21 protein-coding genes are annotated in these 26,475 nt (G+C 35.2%); 17 read left to right on the plus strand and 4 right to left on the minus strand.

What is annotated here, in order from left to right; translation table 11 throughout:
- Positions 1 to 80: 80 nt before the first annotated feature.
- Entirely contained in the window at positions 81 to 536 is a 456-nt protein-coding gene (locus VB798_RS08485; protein WP_323257910.1) for a MarR family winged helix-turn-helix transcriptional regulator, read from the minus strand.
- Positions 529 to 966, minus strand: a complete 438-nt coding sequence (locus tag VB798_RS08490; protein ID WP_323257912.1) for an EVE domain-containing protein — start codon at positions 964 to 966, stop codon at positions 529 to 531. Before VB798_RS08490 ends, VB798_RS08485 begins: the two co-directional genes overlap by 8 nt.
- A 284-nt stretch (positions 967 to 1,250) precedes the next feature.
- Between VB798_RS08490 and VB798_RS08495 the strand changes: the two genes are divergently transcribed.
- The 11 genes from VB798_RS08495 (at position 1,251) to VB798_RS08545 (ending at position 16,281) form a co-directional block, all read left to right on the plus strand.
- Positions 1,251 to 2,894 (plus strand): TldD/PmbA family protein, encoded by a 1,644-nt coding sequence (locus VB798_RS08495; RefSeq protein WP_323257914.1) that lies wholly within the window; start codon positions 1,251 to 1,253, stop codon positions 2,892 to 2,894.
- A gap of 99 nt (positions 2,895 to 2,993) precedes the next feature.
- On the plus strand, positions 2,994 to 4,313 hold the full coding sequence (locus tag VB798_RS08500) for a TldD/PmbA family protein (RefSeq protein ID WP_323257916.1): 1,320 nt from the start codon (positions 2,994 to 2,996) through the stop codon (positions 4,311 to 4,313).
- Positions 4,314 to 4,567: 254 nt separating this feature from the next.
- Positions 4,568 to 6,208 carry a TldD/PmbA family protein gene (locus VB798_RS08505; protein WP_323257918.1) on the plus strand — a complete coding sequence of 547 codons (1,641 nt, stop codon included), beginning with the start codon at positions 4,568 to 4,570 and terminating at the stop codon, positions 6,206 to 6,208.
- A gap of 119 nt (positions 6,209 to 6,327) precedes the next feature.
- On the plus strand, positions 6,328 to 7,665 hold the full coding sequence (locus tag VB798_RS08510; RefSeq protein WP_323257921.1) for a TldD/PmbA family protein: 1,338 nt from the start codon (positions 6,328 to 6,330) through the stop codon (positions 7,663 to 7,665).
- Between the two features lie 135 nt (positions 7,666 to 7,800).
- A complete protein-coding gene (locus VB798_RS08515) occupies positions 7,801 to 8,415 on the plus strand; it encodes a DUF4159 domain-containing protein (protein ID WP_323257923.1) in 615 nt (204 codons plus the stop codon).
- A gap of 3 nt (positions 8,416 to 8,418) precedes the next feature.
- Positions 8,419 to 9,393, plus strand: a complete 975-nt coding sequence (locus VB798_RS08520) for an AAA family ATPase (RefSeq protein ID WP_323257924.1) — start codon at positions 8,419 to 8,421, stop codon at positions 9,391 to 9,393.
- Positions 9,394 to 9,428: 35 nt separating this feature from the next.
- Positions 9,429 to 9,890 (plus strand): IS200/IS605 family transposase, encoded by a 462-nt coding sequence (gene tnpA, locus VB798_RS08525; protein ID WP_323257926.1) that lies wholly within the window; start codon positions 9,429 to 9,431, stop codon positions 9,888 to 9,890.
- A 256-nt stretch (positions 9,891 to 10,146) separates the two neighbouring features.
- Positions 10,147 to 11,013: a DUF58 domain-containing protein gene (locus VB798_RS08530; RefSeq protein ID WP_323257928.1), complete on the plus strand. Its 867-nt coding sequence runs from the start codon at positions 10,147 to 10,149 to the stop codon at positions 11,011 to 11,013.
- 127 nt (positions 11,014 to 11,140) lie between these two features.
- Positions 11,141 to 12,337, plus strand: coding sequence for a BatA domain-containing protein (locus tag VB798_RS08535; protein WP_323257930.1), 1,197 nt, complete (start codon positions 11,141 to 11,143; stop codon positions 12,335 to 12,337).
- Positions 12,334 to 14,550 carry a hypothetical protein gene (locus VB798_RS08540; protein ID WP_323257932.1) on the plus strand — a complete coding sequence of 739 codons (2,217 nt, stop codon included), beginning with the start codon at positions 12,334 to 12,336 and terminating at the stop codon, positions 14,548 to 14,550. The genes VB798_RS08535 and VB798_RS08540 overlap by 4 nt, the downstream gene beginning before the upstream one ends.
- An 84-nt stretch (positions 14,551 to 14,634) precedes the next feature.
- Positions 14,635 to 16,281, plus strand: a complete 1,647-nt coding sequence (locus VB798_RS08545) for a hypothetical protein (protein ID WP_323257934.1) — start codon at positions 14,635 to 14,637, stop codon at positions 16,279 to 16,281.
- Between the two features lie 17 nt (positions 16,282 to 16,298).
- Here the strand turns inward: VB798_RS08545 and VB798_RS08550 are convergent, their stop codons facing one another.
- Positions 16,299 to 18,239, minus strand: a complete 1,941-nt coding sequence (locus VB798_RS08550; protein WP_323257936.1) for a heavy metal translocating P-type ATPase — start codon at positions 18,237 to 18,239, stop codon at positions 16,299 to 16,301.
- Positions 18,240 to 18,421: 182 nt separating this feature from the next.
- On the opposite strand from VB798_RS08550, the gene VB798_RS24360 reads away from it, so the two are divergent.
- From VB798_RS24360 to VB798_RS08575, 6 genes are all read left to right on the plus strand, one after another.
- Complete coding sequence (locus VB798_RS24360) at positions 18,422 to 18,844, plus strand: HYC_CC_PP family protein (RefSeq protein ID WP_407654139.1); 423 nt, start codon at positions 18,422 to 18,424, stop codon at positions 18,842 to 18,844.
- 134 nt (positions 18,845 to 18,978) lie between these two features.
- On the plus strand, positions 18,979 to 20,046 hold the full coding sequence (locus VB798_RS08555; RefSeq protein ID WP_323257938.1) for a YncE family protein: 1,068 nt from the start codon (positions 18,979 to 18,981) through the stop codon (positions 20,044 to 20,046).
- A gap of 77 nt (positions 20,047 to 20,123) precedes the next feature.
- Positions 20,124 to 22,439: a multicopper oxidase domain-containing protein gene (locus VB798_RS08560; RefSeq protein ID WP_323257941.1), complete on the plus strand. Its 2,316-nt coding sequence runs from the start codon at positions 20,124 to 20,126 to the stop codon at positions 22,437 to 22,439.
- A 21-nt stretch (positions 22,440 to 22,460) separates the two neighbouring features.
- Positions 22,461 to 23,048: a DUF3347 domain-containing protein gene (locus VB798_RS08565; RefSeq protein WP_323257943.1), complete on the plus strand. Its 588-nt coding sequence runs from the start codon at positions 22,461 to 22,463 to the stop codon at positions 23,046 to 23,048.
- Between the two features lie 116 nt (positions 23,049 to 23,164).
- Positions 23,165 to 23,920 (plus strand): hypothetical protein, encoded by a 756-nt coding sequence (locus VB798_RS08570; protein ID WP_323257945.1) that lies wholly within the window; start codon positions 23,165 to 23,167, stop codon positions 23,918 to 23,920.
- Positions 23,921 to 24,004: 84 nt separating this feature from the next.
- Entirely contained in the window at positions 24,005 to 24,385 is a 381-nt protein-coding gene (locus VB798_RS08575; RefSeq protein ID WP_323257947.1) for a hypothetical protein, read from the plus strand.
- A gap of 90 nt (positions 24,386 to 24,475) precedes the next feature.
- Here VB798_RS08575 and VB798_RS08580 read toward each other — a convergent pair whose 3' ends face one another.
- On the minus strand, positions 24,476 to 26,365 hold the full coding sequence (locus VB798_RS08580; RefSeq protein WP_323257948.1) for a pectinesterase family protein: 1,890 nt from the start codon (positions 26,363 to 26,365) through the stop codon (positions 24,476 to 24,478).
- Positions 26,366 to 26,475: the final 110 nt, after the last annotated feature.

Raw genomic sequence — 26,475 nt, forward strand, 5'->3', positions numbered from 1 at the left:
TGTTTTATTGATTTTGTAAATCCAAATATTATCTAAGAAAATTTCTTTGATAATATTATAAAGTATTGACTATAAAACGATTATTGATTTTCCGAAATTAAAGTAAGCATATTCACATTAAAAATTTTCGCTTGATTTTGTAATACTGAAAAGAAATCCACATCAATTTGTTCTACCATAATTAATGCTTTTTGAAGAATCTTCTCACCAGTTTCAGTTAGAGTAATTGCTTTCGCTCTGGTGTCGGTTTGATGTTCTTTACGAGTAATAAAACCTTTCTCTTGTAAAGTTCTTAGTACTTTAGAAACCATCATGCGGTCCGTTTTGCTATGATTTGCAATTTCAATTTGGGTAACTATTTCTTGATTCTTCGAAAGCCAAGCAAGTGAAGCTAACAATACAAATTGTGTATGAGTTAGGTCAATAGTGTCTAATTGACGTTTGATTTTACGTTGCCAAAGCGTAGTTACTTGCCAAAGTAAATAGCCAGAACTATCCTCAGTTTTATTAAAATGAAATTCAATTGAATTAGACATATTCTTCTGTAATAAGCATTTTAGATGAAATGAGTTGAAAATCTTTTTCATTGATTTCAAGAATACCAAAGCGAAAGGGATAACCCCAGCTTTTCTTGTTTTGGATAAATTCTAAATCGTTTATCAATGGTAAAATCGAAAGATCTTGATGAGAGAAAAACTCAATATTTCTTCTACTTGGACAAAAGTCTGGTGACATTTGAAACTGATATACTTCATCGTCTTTTACTTGTCCAATAGCTGTAAATTCTTGGCATTTTTCATCTTTCCCCAAAACCATTTTCCCAGAGTAATAAAGAATATAATCTCCTTTTTTCATTCTTCTCAGAGGAGATGTCTTTCCATGACAAGCCTGTGTAATGCCTTCTGCAATACCATTTTTCACATGGTCTTTCGATGCTACAATAATCCAATATTTAGTCTTATTCATTGTGATATTATTTGTTGTCGCAAATATAGTAAACACGACAACAAATAATTAATATATTCAAAAATTAAAAAGCAGATTTTTATTTTCAGTATGCACTTTTGGGGCAAATTGAATAAAATCGCAAACAGATGTCGATAAACTTCTGCTTTTTGTCGAATAAAGAGATGGTTTTTGCGTTTTTATTTACTATTTTTAGACTATACTGTTTTGTCAATTTGATTTAACAAGTCATTTCATCAAGATTTTACCTCATTTAATTTTAACTTCAATCAACAAACCCCAATATGAATAGAAGGGATTTTATCCAATTATCTGGTATGGGCTTAGGAGCCATGATGGGTTCGTCCATTCCTGTTTTGGGAAATATGGTTACGGCAGAACATTTGCTAGAACCTGCCGCTGATGTAGCTTTCAAAAAACGAATGGCAGACATCGCCCTCAATGCTACTAAATCTCGTGGCGCTACTTATACCGACGTTCGTATCGGTAGATATTTACAACAATTTTTGTTTACTCGTGAAAACAAGGTTCAAAATATTGTAAATGCGGAATCGTATGGTGTAGGAATTAGAGTAATTGCTAATGGCACTTGGGGCTTTTCTGCAACCAGTGATGTTACGCCAGAAGGCATTGCTAAATGTGCTGAAACCGCAGTAGCAATTGCCAAAGCCAATTCAAAAATTCAGAAAGAACCAGTTATTCTTGCTCCGCAAAAAGGTGTTGGCGAAGTTTCTTGGAAAACACCTATCCAAAAAAATGCTTTTGAAGTACCCGTTCAAGAAAAAATAGATTTGTTGATGAAAGTAAACAGCGAAGCCATGAAAAATGGTGCTGGTTTTGTTACTTCCAATTTATTTTTAGTGAATGAACAAAAGTATTTTGCTTCTTCTGATGGTTCTTATATCGACCAAGATGTGCATCGTATTTGGCCAACGTTTACAGTAACGGCGGTTGATAAAGCTGCTGGAAAATTCAAAACTCGTGATGCCATCAGCTCGCCAATGGGTATGGGCTATGAGTATCTCGACGGCTTGGCAAGCGAAAAAATTGCTGCACCAAATGGTTTAGTTGGCTACCGTAATTCTTATGATATGGTAGAAGATGCTATCATGGCAGCCAAACAAGCTAAAGAAAAAATGACTGCAAAGTCGGTAATGGCTGGGAAATATGATTTAATTCTAGATCCAAATCACTTAGGTTTAACGATTCACGAATCGGTTGGTCACCCAACTGAACTTGACCGTGTGTTGGGTTACGAAGCCAACTATGCAGGAACAAGTTTTGCTACTTTGGATAAATGGAAAACGAAAGCTTTCAACTATGGAAGTAAGCAAGTAAATATTGTTGCTGATAAAACTCAACCACATACTTTAGGAACAGTTGGTTACGACGACGAAGGCGTGCCATGTAAAGAATGGGATTTAATCAAAGATGGTATTTTGGTGAATTACCAAGCTACTCGTGACCAAGTAAATATTTTAGGTGAAAATGCTTCGCATGGCTGTTGCTATGCCGACAACTGGAATTCAGTTCAATTCCAAAGAATGCCAAATGTGTCTTTGCGTCCGGGTAAAGAAAAGTTAAGTGTTTTTGACATGATTAAGGGTGTTGAAAAAGGTATTTACATCATCGGTCGTGGTTCGTATTCAATTGACCAACAGCGTTATAACTTCCAATTTGGCGGTCAGTTGTTCTATGAAATCAAGAACGGAGAAATTGTTGGAATGTTAGACGACGTCGCTTATCAATCAAATACACAAGAATTCTGGAATTCATGTGCGCAAATTTGTGATAAAGACGATTATCGTACTTTTGGTTCTTTCTTCGATGGAAAAGGTCAGCCTTCACAAGTAAGTGCTGTTTCTCATGGAAGTTCGACAACACGTTTCAACGGTGTAAATGTGATTAACACAGGACGTAAAATTTAGCTGTAAGCTATCAGCTTTCAGTCGTCGGCATTCGGAATAAATTGAAATCCGACAGCCGAAATCCGATAGCTCGAAGAACCCTTAATCTCGCAAAAAAACATGTCAATTATATTAACAAAAGAAGAAGCTAAAAAAATTATAGACAAGGTTTTAGCCTTTTCAAAAGCAGACGAAATGAGTGTGTCGCTGAGTGGTAGCCGCACAGGAAATATTCGTTATGCAAGAAACTCCGTTTCAACAAGTGGGGAATCACTTGACCTTTCTTTGGCAGTAACAGCAGTATTTGGCAAACGTTCAGGTACAGCAACCATCAACGAATTTGATGATAAATCATTAGAAAAAACCGTTAGAAGGGCTGAAGAAATTGCCAAATTAGCCCCAGAAAATCCTGAATATGTACCAATGCTTGGACCTCAAACATATTTAGAAACAAGTACTTTTTCTGAAAGTACGGCTAAAATCGACCCAGATTATCGTGCAAAAGCCGCATTTGAAAGCATCGACCCTTGTTCTAAAAAAGGTTTAACAGCAGCGGGTTATTTAGAAGATTCCTCTGGCTTTAATGCCATGGGAAATAGCAAAGGACTCTTTGCCTATAATAAATCTACTTCAATTGATTTTTCAATTACGGTGCGTACAGCAGACGGTTTGGGTTCAGGCTATGCCATTCGTGATTTTAACGATGCTTCAAAACTTAATACTAAATCTGCAACTGAAATTGCGATGCAAAAGGCATTGGCTTCAAGTTCAGCAAAGGCTTTGGAACCGGGGAAATATACAGTAATTCTTGAACCAGCCGCTTCGATTGATTTATTGCAAAATATGATGCGAAGCATGGACGCTAGAAATGCTGACGAAGGTAGAAGTTTCTTGAGCAAAAAAGGCGGTGGAATTCGTTTAGGAGAAAAACTATTCGACGAAAGAGTCAATATTTATTCAGACCCAAGTAATCCTGAGATTCCTAAAGCTGGTTTTTCGGGTGATGGTCGTCCACAAGAAAAAATCTATTGGATAGAAAACGGAGTCGTTAAAAATCTTACTTATTCAAGATTTTGGGCAGAGAAAAAAGGTGTAAAAGCTACACCACCACCATCAGGATTTATCATGGCTGGCGGTTCGGAATCGTTGGCAGACTTGATTAAAGGAACTGAAAAAGGTATTTTGGTTACTCGTTTCTGGTACATTCGTGCGGTTGATCCACAAACATTACTTTACACTGGACTTACTCGTGACGGTACTTTTTATATCGAAAAGGGACAAATTAAATATCCAATCAAGAATTTCCGTTTCAACGAAAGCCCAGTAATTATGCTTAATAATTTAGAAGCAATGGGTGCGCCAATGCGTATTGGAGGTAGTTTGGTTCCTCCCTTAAAAATAAGAGACTTTACCTTCAGTAGTTTATCTGATGCAGTTTAGTTGAAGAAGGTGAATGGCTGAAAACTCAGACCATTCACCTTCTTTATTTAACCATTCATCAAAATCATCATTTCAAAGTATTTATTACTTCATCAGAAACAATATATTTAGGTATTTGGAAAAACTCGCCAAAGGAGTTTTAGGAATGTATTATTAACTTTTAGCATCATTTTAAAAGATTTAATAAGTATAATTCCTTAGCTTATTTGTAGGTGTTTTTCTTATGTCTATTTCAACTAAAAACTAAAAAAACTTTGAAAAGAAGAGATTTTATTCAAATGTCAGGCTTGGGAATGGGAGCAATGATGCTACCAAATATCCCAATAGTCGGAAGGCCTGTTTCCGCAGAAGCTCTTTTGGATGGTACTGTAGATGTAGCCATCAAAAAAAGATTAGCTGATGCTGCTCTTAATGCTGCCAAAGCCAAAGGCGCAACTTACACTGATGTAAGAATTGGGCGTTATCTCAATCAATTCGTGGTTACTCGTGAAGACAAAGTTCAAAACATTGTCAACACCGAATCTTATGGTGTAGGCGTAAGAGTAATTGCCAATGGTTGTTGGGGTTTTGCTGCGGTGGTAGATGCCAAATCTGAAGCCGATACTGCTCGTGCAGCTGAAGAGGCCGTTGCGATTGCCAAAGCAAATGCTAAATTGATGACGCAACCAGTTCAATTGGCTCCTCAAAAAGGTTTTGGAGAAGTAAGCTGGAAAGCGCCCATTCAAAAAAATGCTTTTGAAGTACCGATTAAAGAAAAAGTTGATTTACTATTGGGTGTAAATGATGCCGCTATGAAGAATGGGGCTAATTACGTAAACTCTGTAATGTTTTTAGTGAACGAACAAAAGTATTTTGCTTCTTCGGATGGTTCGTATATCGACCAAGACATTCACAGAATTTGGCCGATTTTCAATGTAACGACTATCGACCCTAAATCTGGAAAATTTGAAACTCGCCGTACATTGAGCGCTCCAATGGGAATGGGTTACGAATATCTTCAAACTAATCCAAGCGATAAAATTACAGGAATTACTACTCGCTACAACAAAGGTTACGATATGTTGGAAGACGTTATCGCCGCCTCAAAACAAGCCAAAGAAAAACTAACCGCAAAATCTGTGGAAGCTGGGAAGTACGATTTAGTACTAGACCCATCTCACCTTTGGTTAACCATTCACGAATCAGTTGGTCACCCATTGGAACTTGACCGTGTTTTGGGTTATGAAGCCAATTTTGCAGGTACTTCATTTGCGACTTTAGATAAATGGCAAAGTAAAAACTTCAACTATGGAAGTAAACAAGTAAATCTATTTGCTGATAAAACACAAGTAGGTTCGCTTGGTGCTGTAGGTTGGGATGACGAAGGAGTAAAAACTAAACAATGGGATTTAGTAAAAGACGGTACTTTGGTGAATTATCAAGCCATTCGTGACCAAGCCCATATTATTGGCGAAAAAGAATCTCATGGTTGTTGTTATGCAGATAGCTGGTCGTCGGTACAGTTTCAACGCATGGCAAATGTTTCGCTTGCTCCAGGCAAAACACCTTTGTTGGTTGAAGAAATGATTAAAGATGTTAAAAAAGGAATTTATATTGTTGGCGATGGTTCATTCTCGATTGACCAACAGCGTTATAACTTCCAATTTGGCGGACAATTGTATTATGAGATTAAAGATGGAAAAATTGTAGGAATGCTAAAAGATGTGGCTTATCAATCAAATACTCAGGAGTTCTGGAATTCTTGCGTACAAGTTTGCGATGAGCGTGATTACCGTTTGGGTGGTTCTTTCTTTGATGGAAAAGGTCAGCCTTCGCAATCAAGTGCTGTTTCACATGGCAGTTCAACAGCTCGTTTTAATGGCGTAAATGTAATTAATACAGCACGTAAGATATAGGAAGCAATGAGCTACGAGCCATTAGCTTTGAGTTCTTTATAAAGCATCTGAGTAATAAAAAGCTTAAAGCTCATAACTCACAGCTTAAAGCTTATAAAACTCTTTAATCTCGAAACAAAATGTCAGTCATATTAACCGAAAGTGAAGCTAAAACCTTGCTAGAAAAGGTTTTAAAGTATTCAAAGGCAGATGAATGTGAAGTAAATCTGTCGGGCGAAATACGTGGAAATATCCGCTATGCTCGTAACGAAGTATCCACAAGTGGTGCTTTAACTAATCAAAATTTATCTGTGCAATCTGCCTTTGGGAAAAAAGTAGGCGTTGCAACAATTGATGAATTTGATGAGGCTTCTTTGGAAAAAGTAGTGCGTCGTTCAGAAGAATTAGCACAATTAGCTCCAGAAAATCCTGAATATGTAGGTTTGTTAGGACCGCAAACTTATATTAAATCTGATGGATATTTTGATTCAACCGCTAGCGTTTCACCTGATACTCGTGCTGAGGCAGTTAGTAAAAGTTTGAAATTATCCAGAGAACAAAAATTGGTTGCTGCTGGCTTTTTAGAAGACCAAAAAGGCTATACTGCCATGATGAATTCCAAAGGACTTTTTGCTTATTACAAAAGTACCAATGTGAATTTTTCATTGACAGTTCGTACAGAAGATGGTACAGGTTCTGGCTATGTTGCCAAAGGTTATAGCGACGTCAATAAATTAGACACTGCGGCTGCGACTAAAATTGCAATGCAAAAATCATTGGGTTCAAAAGGAGCAAGAGCTTTAGAACCGGGTAAATATACCGTGATTTTAGAACCAACTGCGGCAGTGGTTTTATTAGAAAATATCTACTTCGATATGGATGCCCGTAGTGCAGACGAAGGTCGTTCATTTTTCAGTAAACCGGGTGGCAAAACAAAACTTGGTGAAAAAATTGTTGATGAAAGAGTGACTTTTTTCTCTGACCCAACTCATCCAGAATTACCCGCATCTTCTTGGTCAGGAGATGGTTTACCACAAGAAAAATTGATGTGGATTGACAAAGGTGTGGTTAAAAATCTTTCTTATTCAAGATATTGGGCAAAAGAAAAAGGTGTAAAACCAGTTCCTTTTCCAAATAACATGATTATGACGGGTGGAACAGCCACTTTAGAAGAAATGATTAAAAGTACTCAAAGAGGCATTTTGGTTACAAAACTTTGGTATATCCGTTCTGTAGATCCACAAACATTATTACAAACTGGTCTTACTCGTGACGGTACTTTTTACATTGAAGATGGAAAGATTAAGTATCCAATCAAAAATTTCAGATTTAATGAAAGTCCGATTATCATGCTCAATAACCTTGAAATGTTAGGAAAAACAGAGCGTGTAGTCAGCACAGAGTCGAATCAAAATTACATGGTACCGCCAATGAAAATCAGAGAATTTACCTTCTCATCACTTTCGGATGCAGTATAATATTTAGCTTTCAGATTTTGGTCGTCGGCTATCGGTCATTGGGTTTTAGAATGTAGATTAATGTAAAAGAAATCTAACGTTTAATATCTGATGACCGACTTCCGATGGCTGACATCCGAAAGCCAACTCAAAAATATGAAACCATTTATTTTTACAAGAATTCAATATACTTCTGGAGATTGGGATACTGACCAACGAATGCCTTCAAATATACTTAATTCTTTGGTAGAATATACCACCATACCCATTGATGAAAAAGAGAAAGTAGTTTTACTAAGCAGTAATGAGCTTTTTAAAAGTCCTTTCTGCTATTTGAGTGGTCATAAATTGGTAGAATTCTCCAGTAAAGAAAGAGACAATTTTCGCAAATATGTAGAAAACGGAGGTTTTGTATTTGTGGATGATTGTAACCACGATATTGATGGACTTTTTGCCAAATCTTTCGAACAAGAAATGGGTAGAACATTTGGAGAAAAAGCCTTACAGAAAATCCCGAATACTCATCCTATTTATAATTGCTTTTTCCATTTTGAAGGCCCGCCAACAACCAGTTTTGAGCTAAACGGTTGGGGAGATGACCTTGTTCATGATTATTTAAAAGCCATCACCATCAATGGTAGAATTGGCGTTTTGTACAGTAATAAAGATTACGGCTGTGAATGGGATTATGACTTCCGAAATAAGCGATGGCTCGCAGAGGACAACACAAAATTTGGAGTAAATATCATTCAATACGCACTAACAGTATAGACATTGGAAAATAAAGACCTTACTTATTATAAAACATTGGTGGCTAAATTGCCATTACTCAAAAAAGAAATTGCCAAAGTTATTGTCGGACAAGAAGAAGCAATTGATGAAATTTTGATTTCACTTTTAGCAGGTGGACATTGTTTGTTGGAAGGTGTTCCCGGCTTGGCAAAAACGCTGATGGTAAAAACCATTTCAGAAGCGTTGGAAATGAAATTCAAGAGAGTGCAATTTACGCCAGATTTAATGCCGGGCGATATTGTAGGAACTGAAATTTTGGAAGAAGACCACGAAACAGGCAAGAAGTTCTTCAAATTCAATAAAGGCCCAATCTTTGCAAATATTGTTTTGGCAGATGAAATTAACCGTACACCTCCCAAAACACAAGCAGCTTTACTTGAAGCGATGCAAGAATATAAAGTAACTTATGCAGGTACAAATTATGATTTGCCCAAGCCTTTCTTAATTATTGCCACGCAAAACCCAATCGAACAAGCAGGTACTTATCCGCTTCCTGAAGCGCAATTAGACCGCTTTTTATTATACATCAAACTGGGCTATCCTTCTGAAACAGAAGAATTACAAGTATTAAAAAGTACTACGGGAGTAGGCAAACAAAACCTTCAAACCGTGATGTCTGATGAAGACATTATTACTTTACAACAACTAACTCGTCAGGTACATATTAGTGAAGAATTAATCGTAAAAATTAATCAAATTGTACGCTCTACTCGTCCAGCAAGTACTTCTTCAACTTTTGTAAAACAATGGTGCGATTGGGGAGCAGGCCCACGTGCTGGGCAAGCTTTAGTACTGTGTGCCAAAGCCAGAGCCGTTTTGAACGAACGTTTTTCTGTGTTACCAGAAGACATCGAAACACTAGCTTTTCCAATTTTAAGACATCGTATTGCCCTTAATTTCCGAGCGGATGCCGAAGGAATTACCACGGATGATGTGATAAAAGAATTGTTGAAATAGTAGTCAGTCATTCCAAAATCTACATAAATACCTATATGGCAAACACTTATACGCAAATACATTTACATATTATTTTTGCTGTTAAATACAGAGAAAGTATTATTAGAGATTCTTGGAAGGATGAATTGTATAGATACATCACAGGAATTGTACAAAGTAATAAACATAAAATGATTGCTATTAATGGTATGCCAGACCATATTCATTTACTTATTGGCATGAGACCCACGCAATCTATTTCAGAATTGTTACAAGATATAAAAGGGAACTCTTCTAAATGGATAAATGAAAAGAAATTCATAAAAAGTAGATTTGAGTGGCAAGAAGGTTACGGAGCTTTTTCTTATGGAAAATCACAATTAAAGAATGTGATTACTTACATTGAAAATCAAGAAGAACATCATAGGAAAAAGACTTTTAGAGATGAGTATTTGGGTTTTTTGAAAGTTTTTGAAGTTGATTTCGATGAAAAATATATATTTAAAGACCTACAATAAGATATATCATCCCTACGGGATTCTTTAACTGAAATCATATATTTTTCTACCGATATAATGTCTCTACGAGACAAATAAAATCAATTAAAATATCAGATGTAAAACAAAAATATTTCAACAAATAAATCCTGTTAAGGATTGAATATCGGTAGAAAAACAAGAATATTTCGACAAATAAATCCCGTTAGGGATTAAATATCGGTAGAAAAAACAATATACGGTTTAAAAGTCCCGTCAGGGACGACATAAAACATTCATGCCATTATTATCAAACGAATTAGTGAAACTCAACAACCTACAACTGGCTGGTAGATTAGTCAGTGAAGAGTTAATGTTGGGGATTCATCATAGTAAACGCTTTGGCTACGGAATAGAATTTGAACAATACAAGCATTATCAAGCTGGTGACGACCCTAAAAGAATCGACTGGAAACTTTATGCTAGAACACAAAAGCATTTAGTCCGTGAATCTTCCACAGAAAGTAATTATCATCTTAGGCTAATTATAGATTTATCTGGCTCGATGAATTATGTTGAAGATGGTGTCAGTCGTTTACAGTATGCTAAAATTCTTCTGGCTTCTTTGGCTTATTTGGGCTATCGACAAGGCGATATGATGAGTTTGTACGCTTTGCAAAATGGAGAAGTACAAACTTTAGTCAGTTCTGGAAAACAGTCTTTTCAAAGAATTTTGTATGAACTTGAAAAAGCTGAAGCTAGTGGAGATTGGCAAAATCAAAATCCAAAATTTCCTGTTTTTCAACAAAAGCAGAAAGAAGTTGTCATTTTCGTTTCTGACTTTCTACAAATTAATGAAGAGTGGTTGAATTTAATAAAAAATTTAGCCAACCCTCATCGAGAAATAATGGCATTTCAGGTACTTGGCAAGCAAGAAACAGATTTTGATTTAAAAGGCTTTTATCGTTTTAAAGATTTAGAAACAGGTAAAGAAGTTGAGTTACAAGCTGAAAGTATCAAAGCAGAAGTCATTAAAAACGCCCAGAATTACCAGAAGAATTTAGCATCTGCTTTGCAAATACCTTATGTGTATTTACTTCAGACAAATCTGGGTGAACCCATCGCTAATGTCATCAGCGAATCTTTGAAAAAAAGGAAAGGGTAATATTGTGCTTTAGGCTGTAAGCTATAGGCTTTATGCTAAAACATCTTGTTCTGAAATGGAAAATTTTAAAATTATACTATACTTTGATTTGCATACAGCCTAAAGCTTATTGCATAAAGCAAATAAAATGGAATCATTAAATCCTTTGATGCTTTGGGGAACATTGGCGATTGCTGTGCCAATTATTATCCATTTTTGGCATCAAAAAAAAGGAAAAGTAATATATTGGGCAGCCACAAACTGGCTAATCGAAAAAAATCTTCAACAATCCAGAGGCATTCGATTAGACAATATTTTGTTGCTTTTGCTCAGATGCTTATTATTACTGCTACTTTGTTTTTTACTGAGCAAACCTTTTCTAAATACTTTCGGGAGTCATCAAGCAAATAAGAAAATACATTTGGTACAAGCAAAAGCTTTTGTTACTGAAAATTATAAATTTGAACTGCAAGAAGCTTTAAAAAAAGGAGAAAAATGTTATTGGATTTCTGAGAAATTATTGCCAATTACTGACTTACAGCAAACTCCACAAAATGAAAATCTAGATGGAGGATTGCTTCAAAAAAGCTTGAATCAATTAGCTGAAGTGATTGATAAAGAGCAGATTAATTTATACTTCATCAATTCAGAATCACTACAAACGCTACCACATATTTTTGTGCCAAATACTTTTGTGCTACATAGTTTAATTGATACCAACCAACAAGTCAGACCATATTTAGGATTCATCAATAATAAAAGAATACTTATCGGTTCAAACAAACTCTTGACTTTAGCACCTGAAAGTATTGAAAAAGGTGTGTCTAAACACTCAGGTTTAATAAAAGTGTTGATTGAAAATCAAGATACTGGCGAAAAGCAAAGTATCAAAGCTGCACTCGAAGCTTTGGCACAAACGTATCAATTAGCATTTGATTTGACTGAAAAAAGCAAACCTAACACTGCTTACGACATCGTTTTTAGTTCTCGTTTTCCAGAAAAGTCACTGTCTGATAATACACTTTACATTTTTTCAAATACTGCTAAGTGGAAACTTTTGGAAGAAAAATCAAATCAAATACTTATTCCAAATTTGTTAAATGCTCAAGGATCTGAAATAGTATTTGAAGGACTTTTACCTGAATTTCTAGGCGAAAAAATCATTCAACATTTTGGTTTACAAAGTGAATACAAATCATTAAGTCATCAACAACTCAATTCATTATTTAAAGCACATAAGTATTTCAAAGCAATATCAAACGACTGGTTTTCAAAGTCTTTATTATTATTATTTGTATTACTCTTAGCCTTAGAAAGATGGATTGCCATTTATAAAAACTCATGAATCAACTTAAACAAATCATCATGAAAGTCAAATTTCAGCTGTATTTTATGGCTGGGTTGAGGTGTTTATTGGTGGCTGGTTCGGCATATTTTGCAGTATTGTTTCTACTTCAATCAAGTTCTTTTGCCATAATTGCTTTTGTGATGTCAGCGTTGACGATGGCTTATTTTACAAAACTTTTTCAAGACAAAAGTAAAGAAACCATACATTTAATTCACCAAAAAATTGAAAATACTGAGTATAGCCTTGAATTATTAACCATTGAAAATCCCAATTTGGCGGAACAATTACAATTAGAGCGAATTTTTTCCAATGAGCATTTTCAAACGCCTTGGGTTTTTAATAAAAAACTCATTTTTTATGTTGCTATTTTCGCTGTTTCTTGGCTTTTGTATGCTTTCTTTCCAAATTTTTCAAGTAAAAAAGAAGACAGTTTTCAGCAAGAAAATAAATTAAAAAGTGCTGATGTTAACAAAATCATAGCTCCTGTTTTCACGAAAGCAACGTTGACAATTCAGCCTCCAACTTATACAGGACTAAAGGTTATTGAAAGTCAAAATATGAATGCTTCTGCCATTGCAGGTTCGCTCTTGAAATGGCAATTGTCTTTTTCAAATAGTGAAAATGTAACCGTAAAACTGACCAATAACCAAGGTGGAGAAATTACTTTCAAGAAGAATAAAGCTTTTTTTGAATACACTGATGAACTTTTGAGTTCGGGTTTATACGCTTTTAAAGCTTATTGGAAAGATTCATTGATTTATCAATCAGACTATTATCGTTTAGAAGCCATTCCTGATTTAGCACCCAAAATTGAACCAAGTTCTAAAGAATTATACAAATTACATTTCTTGAAAGATGCTAAAAATGTACAGATTTCGGCAAAAATATCAGATGATTTTTTGGTAAATCAGGCATTTATTGTTGCTACTTTGGCAAGAGGTTCTGGCGAAAATGTAAAGTTTAGAGAAGTGAAAATACCGATTACAAATAGCAATTTCAAGCAAAGTAATGTGATAAAAAACATCGATTTAAAAGCGCTGAATTTCGCCCCAGGCGATGAGTTATATTACTATTGGGCAGCTTTCGACAATAAACGTCCAACTCCAAATTATACTAAATCGGATACTTATTTTATCGTTTACAAAGACACCACACAAGTAGAAGAAAGTGATTTAGCAACGATGGCAATGAATATTATGCCAGAGTATTTTAGAAGTCAACGACAAATTATCATTGATACAGAAAAGCTAATAGCCAAAAGGAAAAAGCTTCCTGCCAAAGAATTTAATAGTACTTCAAATGAAATTGGTTTCGACCAAAAAGCCCTTAGATTGCGCTACGGACAATATTTAGGCGAAGAATTTGAAAATTCTATCGGTTCAGCCAACGCTTTACCTAATGAAAATGAAGCTGGAGGAGATTTATTAAAAGGTTTTCGCCATGCGCATGACGAAGGTGAACATGACCATGAAGCAGGCGAAAAACATGAGGAACACGAGCATGGAGGAAATAAATCTGAAGCAGATAACAAAGACCCTTTGGCTAGTTTGTTGGCAGATTATGTACACTCGCACGATGATGGTGAAGCCAATACTTTTTATGAGCAATCGACCAGAAGTTTACTAAAAATGGCTTTAGAACAAATGTGGCAATCGGAATTGCATTTGCGCATGTACGAACCAGAAAAGGCGATTCCATTTGAAAAGAAGGCGTTAGAGTATTTAAAATCGGCACAACACAAAGCTCGTACTTTTGTAAAAAAGACTAGTTTTGACCCACCACCGATTAAAGAAAAAGAAAAACGTCTGACGGGAGAATTGACAAAGTTTAACGAGAAATTTACTTTCGAAAAAAGCTATTCTCAACAACAAATTGAAAGCTTGATTTCGGAAGTAATTGGTATTGTAAGTACCAAAGCAGAAAACCAAAAACTGTCAGCGACGAACAAACAGAAAGTACTTTTATTGGGCACTTTGATGAGTTCAAAAATCATGAATACAAATTTGAATAGTTGGTCGATTTTGACTGCTTTGCAGAAAATGATGAATGATAAAAATTTGTCCGAAGCAGAAACCATTGGTTTACAAAACAAACTTTACCAATTAATCGGCAAAACTCTACCCAATAAAAATAATCCGAAAGGGTTGAATTATACGGGCGAAAAGAAATTAGAAAAAGCTTTTTGGAAGAATATGAGTTCGTCTTTATAAAAGGAATAATTTTTACTCGCTGATTATGGAGATAAAATTCGCTGATTTACGCTGAATTTTATTCCAATAAAATAAAATTCATCAATGATATTAAATCTTATTAACATTAATACTTTCAGTACTTTCGACTGGCTTATTGTTTTAGCCTTGTTGATATTATTGCTAGTACAAATTTTTGCTTTAAAACGGAACAACCCTAGTTCTACGCTGAGATTTTGGCTGAAAATTTCTTTAAATATTTTGCTTTGGGCAGTAGTACTCTTACTGTTTATTAACCCAAGTATTGAGAAATCATTAGATAGCAATAAAGTATTGTTGGTAAGCGAAAATGTTCCTCAATCAATCGTTCAAAAAGTTAAGGATAGCCTGAAAATCACAGAAGTATTTTCGCAAAAATCATTCAACAGACAAGTAATTGATAATCCAAAACTGATTAATCAGCTTGGTAAAATTTATCTGTTGGGAGAAGACGCTTCTCCTGAATTACTCAGTAAAATAAAACAACATTCTATTCATTGGATTCCATCTTTTCAAGAAGATGAATTACAAGAAATTCATTGGAACGGCATTACTTATCAAGGTGAAATTCAGCAAATTGATGGAAAGATTTTCTCTTCAACGTCACAAATACTTCGCCTAAAATATGCGAATCAAGTATTGGATAGTATCAAATTAGAGAAAGGTTTTAATACTTTCAGATTAGACTTCACCAATTTTTCTATCGGAAAAACAGCGATTAATTTAGAACTAGGAGAGAAGTTGGTGAAAGAAATCAATTTTTTCAGTTTGAAAAATCAGCCTCATAATTTCTTATTTATCCTTAGTAATCCCGATTTTGAAAGTAAAACCTTGGCAGATTGGTTAGGAAAAAATGGCAATAAAGTAGAGACAATTACAACCGTTGCGAAGAATACACAAAGTACTTTTTCCATCAATACTGCTAAGAAATTTGTTCCAGATATAATCATTACTGACCCATCAAATGCTGGAAATACTTTGGTGAAAAAGGCTTTTTCGGATGGTAAAAGTGTGTTATTTATCAATATAGAAAATCCAGATATTGATGTTCGTACTATCAATCAAAATTTGGGAACGAAGTGGAAAGTAAAGAGAATTTCTAACCAAGAAAATCGAGTAATTTCTCAAGATTTAACGGCGCATCCTTATCAATTTGAAGCTAGTGCTTTCCAGAAAAGCATTTTTGAATATCCAATTGCAATTCAAAAACGATTTGGTAAAGTAGGAGTGAGCCTCTTAAATGAGAGTTTTCCTTTGATGTTGAGCGGTGATAGCATCACTTATTCAAGAATTTGGCAAAGTACGCTTCAAGCACTTTATCCATCCTCAAACGATAATATTAAGGTTGATGCTCCGATTTTTACAGATGTTAGAAGCAATATCCAAACAAAACAAAGTACAGATGAATTGATTTTTGTAGAAAAAGATACTGTTGCTACAACACAGTCAGGCATAAATCCATTGTCTGCTGTGGCAAAATATACTTTTAGAAAAGCTAGCTGGAATACTTTTCAGGATAGTTTATCAATTTATGTGGAAGAAGACAATGACAATTTGGCAAAGTCAAAAATAATAAAGCCTTATTTGGATGAAAGCGGAACCAGTAATGCTGAAAATGCTACTGAAGTTTTCTCGACAACCATGCCTGAATGGTTTTGGTATATGTTGATTGTAATACTCTTAACAGCTTTATGGCTTGAACCTAAGTTTTAGGTTCAAGCCTGCGTCATCTAAAACTTCATTCTCTGAATTCTAACTGCATTCAATATTGCCAAAAGAGCTACACCAACATCAGCAAAAACAGCCTCCCACATATTTGCCAGTCCGCCAGCACCAAGAATTAACACCAATACTTTTACGCCAAAAGCTAAAGAAATATTTTGCCAGACAATCATTTTCGTCGCTTTAGCAATATGAATTGCCGTAACAATTTTAGAAGGTTGGTCGTTTTGAATCACCACATCGGCCGTTTCAATACTTGCGTCAGCACCCATTCCACCCATCGCAATCCCCACATCCGACAGCGCTATGACAGGGGCATCATTAATGCCATCGCCTACAAAAGCAACCGTAAAATGTTGGTCTTTTAAAGTCTGTAAATGCTGTACTTTGTATTCGGGTAATAATTCAGCAAAGGCATCACTCATGTTTAAAGTTTTTGCAACTTTTGCTACAACAGCATTTTTATCTCCCGAAAGCATTACAGTTTTGATATTGAGTTTTTGCAAATTTTCAATAGCCTGTTTGGCATCCATTTTTATTTCATCTGCAATTAAAATATAACCTATAAATACTTTATTAATGGCTATTACAACGATGGTTTCTTCGATTTCTTCTAATGCTGTCGGATATGGAATTTGATACTTTTTCAAAAGTTTTAAATTCCCTGCCATTACTTCATCGCCTAATATTTTTCCAATTAAACCATGCCCAGAAATCTCCTTAAACTCACTTAAAGCATTTTCAGAAAGAGTATGTTTTACATAATCAACAATCGCTTTGGCAACAGGATGGCTTGATTTACTTTCTAATAAAGCTACTTTTTCTAATATCTTTTTCTCTTCATTTCCTGCAATTTCAACTTGCTGAACTTTGAAATTCCCTTTGGTAAGCGTCCCGGTTTTGTCCATCACCACGACATTTACTTTAGTCATCACATCAAGGAAATTTGCGCCTTTAAACAAGATTCCATGATGCGAAGCCGCCCCGATTCCTCCAAAATATCCAAGCGGAATAGAAACCACCAAAGCACAAGGGCAAGAAATTACCAAGAACACCAATGCACGATAAAGCCAATCTTGAAATAGGTAATTTTCTATAAAAAAGTAAGGAAGTAAAGAAATTAAAACTGCCAAAGCAAAGACAATTGGCGTATAAATTTTGGCAAATTTTGAAATAAACAATTGCGTTTGTGATTTTCGAGCAGTGGCATTTTGTACCATTTCCAAAATTTTCGAAAGCTTGGTGTCTTTAAAAGCAGTATTAACTTGGATTTCAGTAAGTGTGTCCAAATTAATCATCCCTGCCAAAATCATCTCGCCTTTTTGTTTAGTTTCTGGCATACTTTCGCCAGTCAAAGCTGCTGTGTTATAAGTAGCAAATTCAGTCATTTGAATTCCATCTAAAGCTACTTTTTCTCCTGATTTCACTTGTATAATTTCTCCAATCGTTACTTTTGCAGGGTTGACAACCAGAATTTTCCCATCTCTTTTTACCGAGACTTTATCTGGACGAACATCTAACAAGGCTTTAATTGAACCTTTAGCACGTTTTACGGCTGCTCCTTGAAACAGTTCGCCAATGGTATAAAACAGCATCACAGCAACGCCTTCTGGATATTCGCTAATGCCAAATGCTCCAATCGTTGCTAAGCCCATCAAGAAAAATTCATTAAAAATATCGCCTCTTTTAATGCTATTGAACGCACTTTTAAGAACAGGAAATCCTACAGGTAAATAAGCAATTAAGTAACCAATTAAACGAATTTCTTGGTTAAAGAACTGAGCATGGTAATTATCGAGTAAAATACCTATCAAAAGTAAAAGCCCAGAAACAATGGCTGGAAAATACTCCTGCCAATCATTATTTTCACTGTGGTTATGTTCAGTATGATTGTGTTCTTCATGGTCTGAATGTTCATGAGGATGTATGGTTGAATGTTGGTCGCACATAATTTTAGATGAAGTATAAGGATTTGGATGGTAAATTAGGGAAAAATGTAGTGCAACAGGGAGACAAAAATGGAATATAAAACAGAAAAAAATTGAAAATGCCCAATTCTGAAAATTATGTAACATTATTGAAGATTGATGTAAAGAGATAAAGCTTTAATGATGGTTATCTTTGTAGTAAGATGAAAAACTGGCTAATTCGCATATTTTGTTTCATGATGTCTTTCCAAGTACTGTTTGCCAGTACAGGATTGACAGTAACGGAACATTTATGTAAATTCAAAGGAAGACAGATTTTCCTTTTTTCAAGCCCTAAAACTTGTTGTGCCCAAAAAATAGTACCTACCCAAAAAGTAAATTGTGGGATTATAAAGCCTAAGAAATGTTGCGAAGATCATATTTCTAAGATTAAAATTTCAACAAGTTCCTCGCATGGAGCTTCTATTGATTTTAAGATTAATCCACTTGTATCGATTAGCACACCCTTCTCTTGGAGTTTTAATGCTTCCTATTTACATTTTTTTGAAACGTTTTCTTTCTTCAAATCATCCCCGCCACTTGCTGGCATCAATCTCCTAATTTTTATTCAGTCTTTCCTTATTTGATTTTCACAGACACAGTGTTAAAAAGCTGATTAATCAATCTATGCTGCAAAATAACCTTTGTCGCTTCTTCTGAAGTAGAAGGAAAAGTTATTTAATCCACAAGAGAGTCTTTGAATTTTCAATTATTAGAAATCATGAATAAAATAATAACGCTTTCTGCAATCGCATTGATTAGCGGAGTGCTAACGAGTTGTAATTCTTCTGAAAATACGGCAATTCCTGTATTGAACATTAATTATCCTGTAGCTTATGTTATTAACGGGGAAAGTAGCACGATGTCTATTATCAATCTCAATACCAATGAATTAGCGGGTTTGGTACAATTGACCGAAAAGTCAAGTGATGGAATGAACATGGGGAAATTCTTACAATATCCTCATCATGTTTATTTAAGCCCTGATAAAAGTACATTAGCAATTGCTGCTCCCGGAATGGATTTAAGTGAGTCGCATAATACAACCATGACGATGGAAGGCAAAGTAGCTTTAGTAGATGCAAAAACAGGTTTAGTAAAAAAAGTAATTGCTTTGCCTATGTCCAATCATAATGTCATTTATACTTTGGATGGAAAGGAGATTTGGACTTCTCAAATGAGTGAAATGGGTAAAGTTTTAGTCTATGATGCTCAAACTTTAAACCTTAAAAATACGATTACTGTCGGTAAAGAACCTGCCGAAGTAACATTTTCAGCAGATGGAACAGTAGCTTTTGTAGCAAATGGCATGGATAATACAGTAATGGCTATCGACCCAAAAACAAAAACAATTTTAGCGACTATTCCGGTTGGAAAAAATCCAGTAGGCGCATGGATTGGTTCTGATAATAGAATGTATGTGGACAATGAAGATGGACAAAGTATTAGTATTATAGAGGTAAAAACATTGAAAGTTGTTGAAACAATTACTTTGGGTTTTATGCCAGGCTTTGCCGCTTTTCATAACGATACAAAAGAATTATGGGTAACTGACCCAATGAATGGTAAAGTTCATTGGTGGACTTATGATACAGCTATGAGAATGTTCATGAAAGGAGGAAGTTTCTCAACGGCATCGGGAGCACATGCAATCGCTTTTAATAATATGACAGCCTATATTACTAACCAAGAATCGGCATCACTTTCTATTATTGATGTAAAAACGCATACAAAAACAAAAGACCTTTCCGTCGGGCAAAAACCAAATGGCATTACTATAAAATTATAGTTAGTTAAGAGTTGATGCCTTTAAAACAGTGTTGCGACAAATCAACAAAGTGTTATTATTATTTAACTCAAGAAAACATGAATATCATTAAATACTTATTGTTTGCTTTTACTATAATTAGTTTTAGTGTAAAAGCTCAGCATGAAGGTCATTCCATGCCTTCAAAGAAAACTGAAAGAAAAATAGATTCTTCACAAACAGATCATTCTAACATGAATCATACAAGGCATGAAATGGATGGAATGCACATGGCAACAAGCAAACAGAATACTTTACCTCTTTCAAGAATCGTTGCTCAGCAATTAGTAAAACCTACTGGCAAGCGAGTTGAATATGATTTGATTGTAGAGGAAAAGGCTGTAAACTTTTCTGGAAAAACAATTATGGCAGTTACGCTAAATCAAGGAATTCCTGGTCCAGTTTTTCATTTTACAGAAGGCGATACTGCTGTAATAAAAGTTCATAATCATTTAAAAACAGAAACCTCTATTCATTGGCACGGGATATTGTTACCCAACCGTGAAGATGGTGTTTCCTACCTCAATACTCCCCCTATTTTGGCTGGCGAAACCCATACTTTTACTTTTCCTGTTGTACAATCTGGCACTTACTGGTATCATTCACATACCGATTTCCAAGAGCAAAGAGGTGTTTTTGGTTCTATCGTAATTCAGCCCAAAAAACCTAAATATAAAGTAGATAAAGACATCGTTCTTGTACTTTCAGATTGGACAGATGAAAATCCAAACAACGTTTTAAGAAACCTAAAACGTAAAAATGAATGGTATGCAATTCGCAAAAATAATATTCAAAGTTTAGACCGTATCATAGCACACAAAGCATTGGGTTCTTATCTTAAACAATCTTTTACCCGAATGCCCCCAATGGATATTTCAGACGTGGCTTATGATCGTTTTTTAATTAATGGTAAAGATTCAAGCGAGACAATAGTATTAAAAGCTGGAGAGAAAGTCCGCCTTAGGGTAATTAATGCTGGGGCTTCTTCTTATTTTCATGTGATGTTTGCTGGAGGCAATATGCAATTAGTTGCGGCTGATGGTGTAGATGTACAACCTGTAATGGTAAATCATCGGTTAATGGGAATGGCAGAAACCTATGATTTTATATTGACTATTCCTGATAATGGTGCTTATGAATTCAGAGCTACTGCACAGGATAATTCTGGTTATGCTTCTGTATTTTTGGGTAAAGGAAATCTTGTATATGCACCCACTATTCCTAAACCTGATTTGTATGGAATGACCAAGGCAATGGCTAAGATGAACATGAAAAACATCGGTGAAATGGATATAAATAGCCATGAGATGAAGAATGAACATGAAGGGCACAATATATCTGAAATGGAAATGAGTATGATGAGTCTGGGCTTAGATTCCTTGAATCAATCTGATTATGGAATCCTGAAATCTACAGAAGCAATCATATTTGATAAAAATAGACCTGTTAGAGAGATTCCTCTCCGATTAACAGGGGATATGAGAAGGTATATTTGGGGATTTAACGGAAAACCGATGTCTATTGAGGATAACATCATGATAAAAAGAGGAGAAGTAGTCCGCTTTAAGTTGATTAATACTACTATGATGTTTCATCCGATTCATTTACATGGACATTTTTTTAGAGTACTGAACGGACAAAATGAGTATTCGCCTTTAAAACATACTGTAAGCCTTGCACCAATGGAGACACTTGTGATTGAGTTTTTGGCAGATGATGAAAAAGACTGGATGTTTCACTGTCATTTACTATATCACATGGATAGTGGTATGGCAAGAGTTGTTAGCTATGGAGATGACCAACCAGATACTAACATGGCTAGTATGCATCACAAGCACCTGAAAACGATGGATGATAATAAGTTCTTTTTTTGGGGAAAGACGGAAATCGGCATCACCAATAATTACCTAAAACTGAATATCTCTAATAATAAAAATGCAATTATCATCGGTGGTGATGCAAACTGGAAAGGCGATTATGAGTTTGATATTGATTATGAAAGGTACATCAGTCAATATTTTAGAGTCTTTACTGGGCTTGATGCTGGCAATGAATTATTTCTCCGAAGAACTAACACAGAGATTAGCAATGACCAAAAAATTATTCGTCCTGTAATGGGTATTCGCTATTTACTACCTTTTCTGCTTGACTCAGAAATTAAATTAGACGCTAAGGGTAATGTACGTTTTCAACTATCAGGGGAACAACGTTTAACTAGAAGACTAGGCTTAGAAATGGAAGGGCAATGGTTGATAAACGGCTACACTCGTTTACATATCGGACTTGACTATGTGCTGAATAAAAACATAGCATTATTTTCTAATTATGATAGTCGTTACAAAACATTTGGGGGCGGTCTTTCAGTAAATTTTTAACTCAACTAATATACAAATAACATGAAAACAGTAAAAATTAGTTTATTAGCTATGGTAATTGGCTTAGTCAGCAAATCCGCTTTTAGTCAACACGACCATCATAAAAAAGAAGCTGTTCCAGCCCATGATATGAGTGTTACAGACATTGGAAAAACAGACGAAACCGTAAAAAAGCAAATGAATAATGTATTATTGGCTTATTATGGAGTAAAAAATGCCCTTGTAGCGACAGATGGAAAAACGGCCAATGAAAAAGCAAAAACATTACTAAGCGCATTGAAAGCCGTTGACAGTCAGAAATTAACCAGTGCGCAAAATGAAGTATTCAAAAAACTCGCAAAGCATCTTCTTTTTGATGCAGAACACATTACAGAAACAGAAAGTGTAGAACATCAAAGAGACCATTTTGGAGATTTATCAAAAAACATTTTTGCAATGGTCAAATCTTTTAAAATTACAGATACAGTTGTATATTACGACTATTGTCCGATGGCATTTGATAACAAAGGAGGTTTTTGGTTAAGTGAACAAAAAGCTATTGCTAATCCATATTTTGGTAAAAAAATGATGACATGTGGTTCTGTGAAAGAGACATTAATCAACCAATAATTCGAAAGCCCTATGCTCTCAATTTATATTTGAGCATAGGGCTTTAATTTATTAACAGTATCGGATAAAAAACATTGTTTTATCTTTATTTTAGATATCATAAAAAATATAATCCTTTGAAAAAATCTTTCCATTTTCGCATTCGTAAAATTCACCGTTACTTAGGTTTAGTACTTGGCATTCAATTTTTATTTTGGACGATTGGAGGTTTGTATTTCAGTTGGTCGGATATGGACGAAATACATGGCGACCATCAAAAAGCCCATATTCATCCGCTCAGTGCCAATATTCAATTGGCTAATCCACAGACTGTTATTCAACAAATAAAGCAAAAGCATTCCGTTAATTTTATTTTTGATATAAAACTGATTCAGCTTTTAGGGAAAGCTACTTATCAAATTACCTATTCAAAGGAACATGATAGAAGCAAGAAAATCCAATTGGCGGATGCTGAAACTGGCAAAATCAGACCCGCTTTATCGAAAGAAGAAGCTATCGAAGTAGCAAAAAGAGGTTTTTCGGAAGAATCAACCATTAAAAATGTTGAATACTTAACATCCACAAACGGACACCATGAGTACCGAGAACAAGCTTTACCCGCTTATGCTGTTACTTTTGAACATCCGAGTAAAACGACAGTGTATGTTGCCACAGAATTAGGAACGATTCAGAAATTTAGGAATGAAAAATGGAGAATTTTTGATTTTCTATGGATGATGCACACGATGGATTTTGAAAGCAGAGATAATATTTCCAATTACTTATTGCGTGCTTTTTCGATTTTTGGGTTATTAACTATTTTGTCGGGTTTTATACTTTTCTGGGTGAGTGCGAAGGCTGTTAACGAAAGGAAGAGGAAAAAGGCTATTTAATATTTCGAGCATAAATGTTATCAATAAAATAAATAAAGTACTTAAATCGTCTATAAACAAAACATGTACTTTAATCTTACAAATATGAAAACAAAATCATTGCTCATTGCGGTATTTTCACTGCTTACGATATTCATTGTGCTATCATCGTTTATTCGTAAAACTTCCGATATTCCCCAAGGAAGAACAGAAGAATATGCAATTGTAGATGTTATTCAATTAGGAAAAAGGAAAGTGATTAGAGTAACCAAAGGTTCTGAACCAAGTACTGAAACAGAATGGAAAAAGTTAGATACAGATACACGTGATGACTATACGCCCGTTATAAAGGTACTGAATAAGCTGAATGAAGAAGGCTATGAATTATTAAATGCTTCGCTTGCCTATACTTCGGTTGGAGGTGGTTCTACGTTGTTCACTGGTGAACCTCGGCATACTTTCATGATGGTGAAAAAGTTGAAATAGTTAAAATGAAATACTATTTTCAGAAATCTCATCCTTAAGGCTGTTATTGAGTATTAAGGATGAGATAACAAAACATTTTAAATATCTATATTACTTCAAAGTCTTCTTCAAAAAGTCTGCAACATATTTAACTGTTGGTTCAAACCAAGGATTGAATAAACAGAAAGAATGTGGTGCGTCGGCAAATGTATGTACTTCTGAATAAATGTGATGTTGGTCCAAAACCTTTCTGAAATCGTCTCTTCCAGCGTGCATTCTGTCCACCGAACTATTTAAAAATAAAATTGGGGGCGTTTTTGCGCCAACATGATACAATGGCGAAGCTTCATCCCAAAGTTGTGGATTATCTTTTTTAGGAACCCCAAACCAATAAGTAGCTGCCGAAGTACCTTTGCTATCATTCCCTTCGCCAGATTCTGGATGAACAAAAGAAAGTGTTCCATCAATATCCACAACAGCTTGAACTTTTGAAGAGAAATTCAAATTACCATTTGACCCTTCAAATACTGGATTTTCAGCCGTTACACCCATAAAAGCTGATAATTCTCCGCCTGCAGAAAAACCTAAAGTAGCAATTTTATCAGGGTCAATATTATATATTTTTGCATTGGCTCGCATCCAACGCAATGCCGATTTTAAATCATGAACAGCTGCTGGATACAAGGCTTCTGTCGATAAACGATACTCTGGCGTAAAACAAACAAAACCTAATTCAGCCAATCTTCTGGCTAATTGATAATGTTGTGTTCTATTGCCTGTTCGCCAGCCACCACCATGAATAATCATGACCGCAGGTAAAGGTTTTGGGTAAGTTTTTGTCGGACTAAAAACATCTAATAACAATGCTCTATTGCCAATTTTTCCATAAGTAATGGCATACTTTTCTGAAACTGTCGCTAAGGTTTTTTCTGGAACAATCGTCGTTACTGGGTGTGACTTTTTACTGTTTAGATAAGCTGTATAATTATTATAAGAAGTATCTACTTTTCCGGTAATGCCCAAATATGATACTTGATTCCAGAAAGTATTGAAAGCGGGATTAGGTTTTCCTGAAAAGATATTTTCTAAAGTATAATTACTTGCATCTGCTTCCGAAAGCTGATGTGACCATTTTACTCTTGATGAAGTTTTTGCTCCTTCTCCTGTATTTTGGTACTCAGCATAAAAAGTAGTTTTCTCATTTTCAGCTTTTCCCCAAGGATCCCAACCTTCTGGTAAAATATGCTTTCCTAATTCGCAATTGATGAACACCGTTTGGGCATAACTTCTCCACGGGCGACCCAAATAAACTTTGTTGACATCCGTAGAAGCAGTCAGTTTACAGTTTTTGAACACATAACCATAATTCACCCATTTTGGTGTTGAAGCCGCCGTTACATAACCGTTGGCTTTGCTGTGGATGATACAGTTTTCAAAAAGTATTGTTGCTGGACCAAAAATAAAATCGACTGTTCCTTCAATATAACAATCTACAAAATGCTGGCGAGCATTATCTCCCGCCGCAAAAATGGTATCTTGATTCCCCAAAAAACGACATTTACGAATCACACAGCGGTCGCCTTCAATGTGAAGTGCAACAGCTTGTCCAACTCTTCCAGCTGTATTTTCGATGATTAGATTTTCTAAAGTAATATCATTCCCCAGAACTCTTAGCGTATAAGAATCAAAGGTTTCCATTTTTCCTTTGCCAGAAAAATCATCGTAAGAAATAACAGTACTGTCTTCGCCAATGATGGCGATATTACTCAGTGTACTCGGAATCGTCACTTTTTCTTTATAAATCCCTTTTTTAATACGAATCGTAATTTGATTTGGAAGGTAAACCCTAACAGCATCAATGGCATCTTGAATATAACGAAAATCGCCAGAACCGTCTTTCGCTACAACCAAATCATGTTGAATTTTGAGGGCTTGACTATTACTTAGGAAAGAAGTCAGGAAAAATGCAATGATGAAAAAATACTTTTGTTTTGTTTTCATAAAGTTTTGAAATAGTTATCATTGAGAGTAAACATATTCTAAAGGCAAATACACTATAAAATCTAATGCCTTGCTTGCGGAATTTTACAAACCGTAAACAAAGCATTAGA

The organism is Arcicella lustrica, assembly GCF_034930985.1.
Classification (GTDB): Bacteria; Bacteroidota; Bacteroidia; order Cytophagales; family Spirosomataceae; genus Arcicella; species Arcicella lustrica.

Bases quoted from the DNA above. Each gene is read 5' to 3' on its own strand.
- VB798_RS08485 (WP_323257910.1), bottom strand. From the start codon at position 536: ATGTCTAATTCAATTGAATTTCATTTTAATAAAACTGAGGATAGTTCT.
- VB798_RS08490 (WP_323257912.1), bottom strand. From the start codon at position 966: ATGAATAAGACTAAATATTGGATTATTGTAGCATCGAAAGACCATGTG.
- VB798_RS08495 (WP_323257914.1), top strand. From the start codon at position 1,251: ATGAATAGAAGGGATTTTATCCAATTATCTGGTATGGGCTTAGGAGCC.
- VB798_RS08500 (WP_323257916.1), top strand. From the start codon at position 2,994: ATGTCAATTATATTAACAAAAGAAGAAGCTAAAAAAATTATAGACAAG.
- VB798_RS08510 (WP_323257921.1), top strand. From the start codon at position 6,328: ATGTCAGTCATATTAACCGAAAGTGAAGCTAAAACCTTGCTAGAAAAG.
- VB798_RS08515 (WP_323257923.1), top strand. From the start codon at position 7,801: ATGAAACCATTTATTTTTACAAGAATTCAATATACTTCTGGAGATTGG.
- tnpA (WP_323257926.1), top strand. From the start codon at position 9,429: ATGGCAAACACTTATACGCAAATACATTTACATATTATTTTTGCTGTT.
- VB798_RS08530 (WP_323257928.1), top strand. From the start codon at position 10,147: ATGCCATTATTATCAAACGAATTAGTGAAACTCAACAACCTACAACTG.
- VB798_RS08535 (WP_323257930.1), top strand. From the start codon at position 11,141: ATGGAATCATTAAATCCTTTGATGCTTTGGGGAACATTGGCGATTGCT.
- VB798_RS08540 (WP_323257932.1), top strand. From the start codon at position 12,334: ATGAATCAACTTAAACAAATCATCATGAAAGTCAAATTTCAGCTGTAT.
- VB798_RS08545 (WP_323257934.1), top strand. From the start codon at position 14,635: ATGATATTAAATCTTATTAACATTAATACTTTCAGTACTTTCGACTGG.
- VB798_RS08550 (WP_323257936.1), bottom strand. From the start codon at position 18,239: ATGTGCGACCAACATTCAACCATACATCCTCATGAACATTCAGACCAT.
- VB798_RS24360 (WP_407654139.1), top strand. From the start codon at position 18,422: ATGAAAAACTGGCTAATTCGCATATTTTGTTTCATGATGTCTTTCCAA.
- VB798_RS08555 (WP_323257938.1), top strand. From the start codon at position 18,979: ATGAATAAAATAATAACGCTTTCTGCAATCGCATTGATTAGCGGAGTG.
- VB798_RS08560 (WP_323257941.1), top strand. From the start codon at position 20,124: ATGAATATCATTAAATACTTATTGTTTGCTTTTACTATAATTAGTTTT.
- VB798_RS08565 (WP_323257943.1), top strand. From the start codon at position 22,461: ATGAAAACAGTAAAAATTAGTTTATTAGCTATGGTAATTGGCTTAGTC.
- VB798_RS08575 (WP_323257947.1), top strand. From the start codon at position 24,005: ATGAAAACAAAATCATTGCTCATTGCGGTATTTTCACTGCTTACGATA.
- VB798_RS08580 (WP_323257948.1), bottom strand. From the start codon at position 26,365: ATGAAAACAAAACAAAAGTATTTTTTCATCATTGCATTTTTCCTGACT.